The organism is Aquimarina algiphila (genome assembly GCF_007489275.1).
GTDB lineage: Bacteria > Bacteroidota > Bacteroidia > Flavobacteriales > Flavobacteriaceae > Aquimarina > Aquimarina algiphila.
This window is the reverse complement of the sequence record NZ_VLNR01000250.1, coordinates 1-261: the sequence shown is the minus strand read 5'-3', so window position 1 is coordinate 261 and position 261 is coordinate 1. Positions and strand designations below refer to the sequence as shown.

At 46.0% G+C, this 261-nt stretch carries 1 pseudogene; it reads right to left on the bottom strand.

Annotation, left to right across the window (positions count from 1 at the left end):
* A pseudogene (locus FOF46_RS31200) lies at window positions 1-196 on the bottom strand (ATP-binding protein); the annotation flags it as partial.
* Window positions 197-261: the final 65 nt, after the last annotated feature.

The window sequence follows — 261 nt, the reverse complement described above, 5'->3', positions numbered from 1 at the left end:
CTGCCGTTTTACCTGCTCCGGCCGGATAGGACACAGGAACGAACAAACATTCCTGTTTTGCCTCAGTGAGTACCTTTTGCATCATGCGAAAATTTGTAGTTTCTGCAATCTGCCAGGTACTAAAAGTATGGCCGCTTTTATTGGCTACTTTAAGCCACATCTGATCACTGATAAGTTCCCATTCTGAGTTACGCATCTGGCTTAATGTAGCCGCAGATACCCCGCATTTGTTTGCGAACTTGTTACCACTGCCTAAACGGG